A 7,050-nucleotide genomic window follows, 5' to 3' on the forward strand; every position below is an offset into this window, starting at 1 on the left:
CCGACGACCGCCGCGCGCCCCGGCCATCTCCTGGCCAAACCCCTGCTCGACGCGGGACGGCGGCCCGTTTGCCCGTCGTGCGGCGGCCCGCTGACCGGTCTCGGCCCCCGGCTGCCGAGCCGCGAGTTCGTCGCCACCGATCTGCGGACGGGCGCCGAGTACACCCGTTTCCTGCTGGAGGACGGCATCCCCGTCGTGATCGGCCGGGGCAGCGCCGTCGGCGGCGTCGACCTGTCGCCGCCGACCCCCGCGCAGCTCGGTTCGCTCGCCCGGATCGGCCTGCAGCATCTGCTGCTCCGGCTGGAGACCGGACCTGACGGCCAGCGGCTGGCCGCCGTCCATCTGGGCGCGCCGGGCGGCACCCTGCTGCTCCACCGCCAGGGCGCGCCCGTCGCGCTCGTCCCGGAGACCGAGACCCGGCTCGACCTGGCCGACCGGCTGGTCCTTGGCGGCGCGGTCGAGATCAGAGATGCGGCAGGATCTCCGACGCGATGAGCTCGATCATGTCGAGGTCCGACAGGTCCAGGCACTGGAGGTACATCCGGGTCGTCCCGTTCTCACGGAACAGCGCGATCTTCTCGAGCACTTCCAGCGGCGAACCGGCCAGCCCTTCGGCCCGCAGTTCGTCAGGGGCCTTGCCGATCACCGCCGCGCGGCGCGCCAGTTCGGCGTCGGTCCGTCCCACGCAGACGACCTGCGCGGCCGAGTAGACCAGCTTCCGGTCGGCGATCGCCCGCACCCGGTCGTGGGCCTGCGCCGTCTCCGCGACGGACCGGAACGGCACGTTGTACTCGGCGGCGAACCGCGCCGCCAGCCGCGGGGTCCGCGCCTTGCCGACCCCGCCGACGATGATCGGCGGCCCGGGCCGCTGCACCGGCTTGGGCAGCGCGGGGGCGTCGGTCAACCGGTAGAACTCGCCCTCGAAACTGAACGGCCCGTCGGACGCCCAGAGCCCCGTGACGATCTCCAACTGCTCCTCGTACCGGGCGAACCGTTCGCCGACCGGCGGGAACGGGATGCCGTAGGCGCGGTGCTCGCCGTCGTACCAACCCGTCCCGAACCCCAGCTCGACGCGGCCGCCGCTCATGGCGTCGACCTGCGCGACGCTGATCGCCAGCGGGCCCGGCAGCCGGAACGTCGCGGGGGTGACGAGGGTGCCGAGCCGGATCCGTGACGTCTCGCGCGCCAGCCCCGCCAGGGTGATCCAGGCGTCGGTGGGCCCGGGCAGACCGTCCCCGCCCATGATCGCCAGATAGTGGTCGGACCGGAAGAAGGCGTCGAACCCGGCGTCCTCGGTCAGCTTGGCGACGCGGAGCAGGGTGTCGTACGAGGCGCCCTCTTGGGGCTCGGTGAAGATGCGGAGTTCCATGCCTCTTGACTAGCGTAATGACCACCGGGCCATGTACACATGGTTGCCAAAGTGTTTCCAGATGCTCCTTATGTTTCAGGATTCGTCCCGATAGCATCGTTGAACTTTTTATGAGCTAAGTCACACTGCAAGGATGGCTGGATGGTCAACGGCAGGCCGCGCCGTACCCGGTCGATCCGGCGGATGATCGTTTCGCTGCTGATCGTGCCGCTGGTCGCGTTGGCCGGGCTGTGGGTGTTCGCCGCGAACGTCACCGTCGGGGACAGCCTCCGCCTCGTCCGGGCGAAGACCTTCGACAGCCAGGTCGTCAGGCCGACCGAGGCGCTGATCGCTGAGCTTCAGCACGAGCGGCGGATGTCCCAGGCCTACCTGGCCAAGGACAACACGATCGGCAGCACCGGCTTCGACGCCCAGCGCGAGAACACCGACGAGGCCGTCCAGCGGTTCGTCGAGGCGTCGGACACGGGCGATCTGGAGTCGGCGACCACCGCCGAGACCCGCAAACGGATGCGCGACCTCGCCGCCGAGCTGAGCGAGCTCACCTCCTACCGCAAGGCCGTCGACTCCCGCGAGGTCGAGCCGCACAACAGCCTCGGCCAGTACAGCCGGCTCATCCAGGCCGCCGGCGCGATCTACGACGCCGCCTACCCCGGCGACTCGGCGACCGGCCGCGACACCCGCACCCTGATCGGCCTCCAGCAGGCCCGCGAGTCGATCTCCTACGAGGACGCCCTGATCACCGGCGCCCTGGTCCGCCGCTCGCTGGACACCGACGACCAGGTCACCTTCATCAAGAAAATGGGCGCCCACGATTTCCGCTGGCCGGAACTGGCGGCCGCGCTGCCCGCCGCCGACCGCGGACGGTTCGCCGAACTCCTCGCCAGCAGCGACTACGCGGTGTTCGCCTCGCTCGAACGGGCCGTCGCCCGGCAGCGCACCGCCCAGCTCGCGATCGAGCCGGGCCGCTGGCACGCCGCGTCCGAGGCGATGCTCAACCGGCTCGTCGCGTTCGAGGACGACACCCGCGCCGGCATCAACGAGCGGGCCGCCGACAACGCGAGCTCCGTGCTGCTCCGCCTCGGTCTGGCGGGCGGCCTCGGGCTGCTCGCGGTCGTCGTCTCGGTGACGGTCGGAGTCCGGATGGGCCGCCGGCTGGTCCGCGAGAACCGGATCATGGTCAGGACGGTCGAGAGCTTCGCCACCGAGCGGCTGCCCTCCATCGCCGAGCTGGTCCAGCGCGGCGAGGAGATCGACCCCGACCTCGGCGCGCCACGAGGCGACTTCGCCGTCCGGGAGGTCGCCCAGGTGTACGACGCGTTCGCGGTGGCGCGGCGCGCGGTCGTCGCGGCGACCGTCAGCGAGGCGGCCGCCCGGCGCGGCCTCGGCGAGGTGTTCGTGAACCTGGCCCGCCGCAACCAGGTGCTGCTCCAGCGGCTGCTCCGCCTGCTGGACGGCATGGAGCGCAAGGCCAAGGGCCCCGACGAGCTCACCGACCTGTTCGCCATCGACCATCTCGTCACCCGGATGCGGCGGCACGCCGAAGGTCTGGTCATCCTGGCCGGAAAGCCCGCAGGCCGGACCTGGCGCCGTCCCGTCCCGCTGGTCGACCTGGTGCGCGCCGCCGTCGCCGAGGTCGAGGACTACCAGCGCGTCAAGATCCCGCCGCTGCCCGAGACGCTCGCGCTGAGCGGGACGGCCGCCGCCGACGTCATCCATCTGCTGGCCGAACTGATCGAGAACGCGATCATGTACTCGCCGCCGGAGCTGCGCGTCCAGGTGACGGCGCAGCGCGTCGCGCACGGGCTGGCCGTCGAGATCGAGGACCGCGGCCTCGGCATGGACGGCGAGAAGCTCGCCAGCCTCAACCAGACCCTCGCCGAAGCACCCGAGTTCGACCTGTTCGACTCGGCACGGCTCGGCATGTTCGTCATCGCCCGTCTCGCCCAGCGGCACGGCATCAAGGTGGCGCTGCGGCCGTCCCCCTACGGGGGGATCACCGCGATCGCACTGCTCCCATCCGGCCTGATCACTCAGGTCGAGGACCTTCCGGAGCCCCGCCCGGAACCGGTCCGCACCCCGCCCGCCCCGGTGGAAGCCCACCGGGAGGCGCCGGCGGTCGTGCACGTCGAGGGGGAACTGCCGCAGCGCACCCGCCGCCGCGCCGTGGCAGTGGAGCCGAAAGAGGTGCCGGACCCCGGCGTCCGCAGTCCCGAGGAGGCACGGGACGTGCTGTCGCGGATGCAGCAGGGCTGGCGCCGTGGGCGCGAAGAGTCGGCAGGAAGATCTGAGGGGACCAACGATGAGCATTGACATGAGCGCGACCACCGGCACGGGCAAGCCGGGCGGCGAGCTGAACTGGCTGCTGGATTCCATGCTGGAGCGGGTCGTGGAGGCCCGGCACATCGTGGTGCTGTCGGCGGACGGCCTGCGCGTCGCCTCCTCGCGGGGGCTGGGCAGGGAGGACGCCGAACGTCTTTCGGCCGTCGCGTCGGGCTTCCAGAGCCTGGCCCGCGGCACCGCCGACCACTTCAGGGGCGGCGGGGTCCGGCAGACCATCGTCGAAATGGAGTCCGGGTTCCTGTTCGTGACGGCCGCGGGGCAGGGCGCCTGCCTGGCCCTGCTGGCCGAGGAAGGCGCCGACGTCGGTGTCATCGCCTACGAGATGGCGCTGCTCGTCAGCCGCGTCGGCGAGTTCCTCTCGGCGGACCCGCGCTGACCCGATGGACGAATGGGCGGACCTGGAGTGGGTGGACGATGAGGCAGGCCCCATCGTCCGCCCGTACGCGCTGACGGGCGGACGGACCCGCGGCGACGAGGAGATCGATCTGGTCAGCCTCGTCGACGCCACCGAATTCCAGGCCACCCTGAAAATGGACCTTTCGCCCGAACACCTGATGATACGTAGGCTATGCGCCGGATCCCTTTCGGTGGCGGAAGTCGCCTCCGACCTGGATCTTCCGGTGGACGTCGTACGCGTCCTCCTCGGCGATCTTCTCCGGCACGGCCTGGTCCGGCTGCGGAAGCCCGCCTCTGTGTCGCGTCTCCCCGACGCGCGACTGCTCAAGGAAGTGATCGATGGACTCAGCGCGCTATAGCCCCGACGAGCCCGTCGCGATCAAAATCATGATCGCGGGCGGTTTCGGCGTGGGCAAGACGACCCTCGTGGGCGCGGTCAGCGAGATCAGGCCGCTACGCACCGAAGCGCTGATGACCGAGAAGAGCGAGGGCGTGGACGACACGGGCCTCGTGCAGGACAAGACCACCACCACGGTGGCCATGGACTTCGGCCGCATCACGCTCCGTGACGGCCTGTCGGTCTACCTGTTCGGGACTCCCGGCCAGGACAGGTTCTGGTTCATGTGGGACGAACTCGCCCACGGCGCCCTCGGCGCGATCGTGCTGGCCGACACCCGCCGGCTCGCCGACTGCTTCTCCAGCGTGGACTACTTCGAGGAGCGGCAGCTCCCGTTCGTGATCGCGGTCAACGTGTTCGACGGCGCGAAGCGCTACGACACCGAGGACGTCCGGAACGCCCTCGACCTCGACCCCCGGGTGCCGATCATCCTGACCGACGCCAGGAACCGGGAGTCGGCGAAGAACGCCCTGGTGACGCTGGTCCGGCACGTCCTGGAAAGAACTCCGGCGTGAAGCGCGCAGCCTTGGCCGCCCTCCTGACGGTCGTGCTGGCCGCCTGCTCGGGCGGCCGGGGCAGGGCCGAAGCGCCCGCCGGCACGCCCGGCATCACCGACAAGCCCTGCCCGAACGCCGTCAACCAGGACAACGGCTGTATCTACCTCGGCATCCTGACCGACCGGTCGGGACCGTTCGCGTCGATCGCCGGTCCCGCGACCGAGGCGCAGCGCGCGTTCTGGAACAAGGTCAACCGCGACGGCGGCATCGGCGGCTACGACGTCAACATCGTCAGCTTCACCCGCGACACCCGCTACCTGGTGCCGCCGTTCGTCGAGGCGTTCAAGGAGACCCGCGACAAGGTCTTCGCCTACGCCCAGCTGCTCGGTTCCGCGCAGATCGCCGCGGTGCTGCCCGAGATGAAACGCGACTCGATCATCGGGGTGCCGATGAGCTGGACGTCGCAGTGGTCGTTCGAGGACAACATCCTGGAGTCGGGGAACAGCTACTGCGTCGAGTCGATGAACGCCGTCGACTTCGCCGTCGAGAGCTTCCCCCGCGAGAAGCCCGCCTATCCGGTCAAGTCCGTGATGGCCGTGCACTACCCGGGCGACTACGGCGGCGACGCCCAGAAGGGCGCGCAGGTCGCGGCCCGCGCCCACACCCTGATGGCCTGGGACAGGCCGGTGACGCCCGGCGCGACCCAGCCGGTGATCCGCGAGATCGTCAGGAAGAAGCCGTCGGTCGTGGTCCTCACCACCAGCCCGAGGGACACCGAGGCGATCGTCCAGGGCGCGTACGCGCAGGGCTACCGCGGCCGCTACCTCGGCACCTACCCGAGTTTCTCGGTGACCCTGCTGTCGGCGAAGGAACCGCTCCGCAAGGTGTACGAGCAGCAGTTCTGGCACACCATGCCGTGGCGTCCGTTCGCCACCGACTCGCCGGGCCACGCCGCGATGCGCACCGCCGTCGGCGCGTCCGCCGCCACCAACCCCGACGACTCGTTCGTCAGCGGATGGGCGTTCTCGGTGCCGTTGAAGGCGGCGCTGGAGAAGACGGCCGCGACCGGGAAGCTCACCAGGCCCCGCCTGTACGACGCGGTCCAGAACCTCGGGGCCGTCGACTACGACGGCCTCCTGCCGAAGGGCGCCGGCGGGTCCACGAGCGACCCGACCCAGCGGGGCTTCCGCGGGACCGTCATCGGGCGGATCGACCAGGCGCAGCACACGGGCGTCAAGGTCGTCAGGGACTTCTACGAAGGCGACACCGCGAAGCAGTACCAGCTCACCAAACCCTGCTACACGCCCTGACCTTGACGGCGGTCGCGCCCGCGGCCGACTATGAGGTGCTCGATGTCGGAGGTCGGATGCCGGGGACTGTGCGCGCGACCGTGGAGCTCGGCTGGCCGCGGCCTCCGCTGCCTGAGCTGGCGCTGCCCGCGGCGCTGCTGATGGACGAGCTCGACGGGCTCTGGCCGCTGCTGGCCCGCGCCATCGGCGAGACGGGCCCCGGCTGCCTGTGGGCGCTGCGCTGGAGCCCCGACGAGCGGTGGCAGGTGCTCAGCGTGCCGCCGCCCGGCGCGACCGTCTTCCCCGTCGCGGACACCCCGGGCGCACGCGAACGCGACGCCTGGACCGTCACCTCCGCGCTGGTCGAGATCGCCGTCGGACGCCCCCCACGTGATCTTCCCGATGCGCTCGACCTGCTCGATCTGCACGCCGGGGTGATCCCGCACGGGCTCGACGCGATCGTCCACGCCCTGTTCGGCGGCGGCAACGCGGCCCGGGTGCACGCCACGGTGACGGCCCGGTCCTGCGGCCCGATCCTGACCAGGTCCGCGGCCGAGACCGCGGTCGGCTCGGGCAAGGCGGGCTACGAACCGTCCCTGGACAACGAGGACTCCTTCGAGGTCTTCCGGGACGGCGAAGGCGTGCTCCAGCTCATCGTCTGCGACGGGGTGACGGGCCCCGCCGACGGTTCGGGCGCGCTGGCGTCGCGGGCGGCCGTCCGGGAGCTCCGGCTGGCCCTGGGCTCGGGCGCGACGGCCCTGG

General features: G+C 71.1%; 8 protein-coding genes. 7 read left to right on the plus strand and 1 reads right to left on the minus strand.

The genetic code is table 11. The annotated features are described in order from the left end of the window. Positions 1 to 495, plus strand: a 495-nt coding sequence (locus tag ACYVE7_RS25970) for a hypothetical protein (RefSeq protein ID WP_460368078.1), incomplete at its 5' end; no start/stop codon positions are given. Here the strand turns inward: ACYVE7_RS25970 and ACYVE7_RS25975 are convergent. Beyond that, the gene (locus tag ACYVE7_RS25975) at positions 464 to 1,369 is read right to left on the minus strand and encodes an LLM class F420-dependent oxidoreductase (RefSeq protein WP_460368079.1); all 906 of its coding nucleotides are present in this window, start codon (positions 1,367 to 1,369) and stop codon (positions 464 to 466) included. The genes ACYVE7_RS25970 and ACYVE7_RS25975 overlap by 32 nt on opposite strands. 141 nt (positions 1,370 to 1,510) lie before the next feature. Between ACYVE7_RS25975 and ACYVE7_RS25980 the strand changes: the two genes are divergently transcribed. The 6 genes from ACYVE7_RS25980 to ACYVE7_RS26005 all read left to right on the plus strand — a co-directional run. Further along, positions 1,511 to 3,679: a sensor histidine kinase gene (locus tag ACYVE7_RS25980; protein ID WP_460368081.1), complete on the plus strand. Its 2,169-nt coding sequence runs from the start codon at positions 1,511 to 1,513 to the stop codon at positions 3,677 to 3,679. Further along, positions 3,669 to 4,085, plus strand: a complete 417-nt coding sequence (locus ACYVE7_RS25985) for a roadblock/LC7 domain-containing protein (protein ID WP_460368082.1) — start codon at positions 3,669 to 3,671, stop codon at positions 4,083 to 4,085. Before ACYVE7_RS25980 ends, ACYVE7_RS25985 begins: the two co-directional genes overlap by 11 nt. A 4-nt stretch (positions 4,086 to 4,089) precedes the next feature. Further along, entirely contained in the window at positions 4,090 to 4,464 is a 375-nt protein-coding gene (locus tag ACYVE7_RS25990; RefSeq protein WP_460368084.1) for a DUF742 domain-containing protein, read from the plus strand. After that, entirely contained in the window at positions 4,445 to 5,017 is a 573-nt protein-coding gene (locus tag ACYVE7_RS25995; protein WP_460368086.1) for a GTP-binding protein, read from the plus strand. Before ACYVE7_RS25990 ends, ACYVE7_RS25995 begins: the two co-directional genes overlap by 20 nt. Further along, positions 5,014 to 6,309, plus strand: coding sequence for an ABC transporter substrate-binding protein (locus ACYVE7_RS26000; protein ID WP_460368088.1), 1,296 nt, complete (start codon positions 5,014 to 5,016; stop codon positions 6,307 to 6,309). The genes ACYVE7_RS25995 and ACYVE7_RS26000 overlap by 4 nt, the downstream gene beginning before the upstream one ends. 56 nt (positions 6,310 to 6,365) lie before the next feature. Further along, positions 6,366 to 7,050: hypothetical protein (locus tag ACYVE7_RS26005; RefSeq protein WP_460368090.1), on the plus strand; the 685-nt coding region annotated here is incomplete at its 3' end.

Source organism: Actinocorallia lasiicapitis (assembly GCF_054778695.1).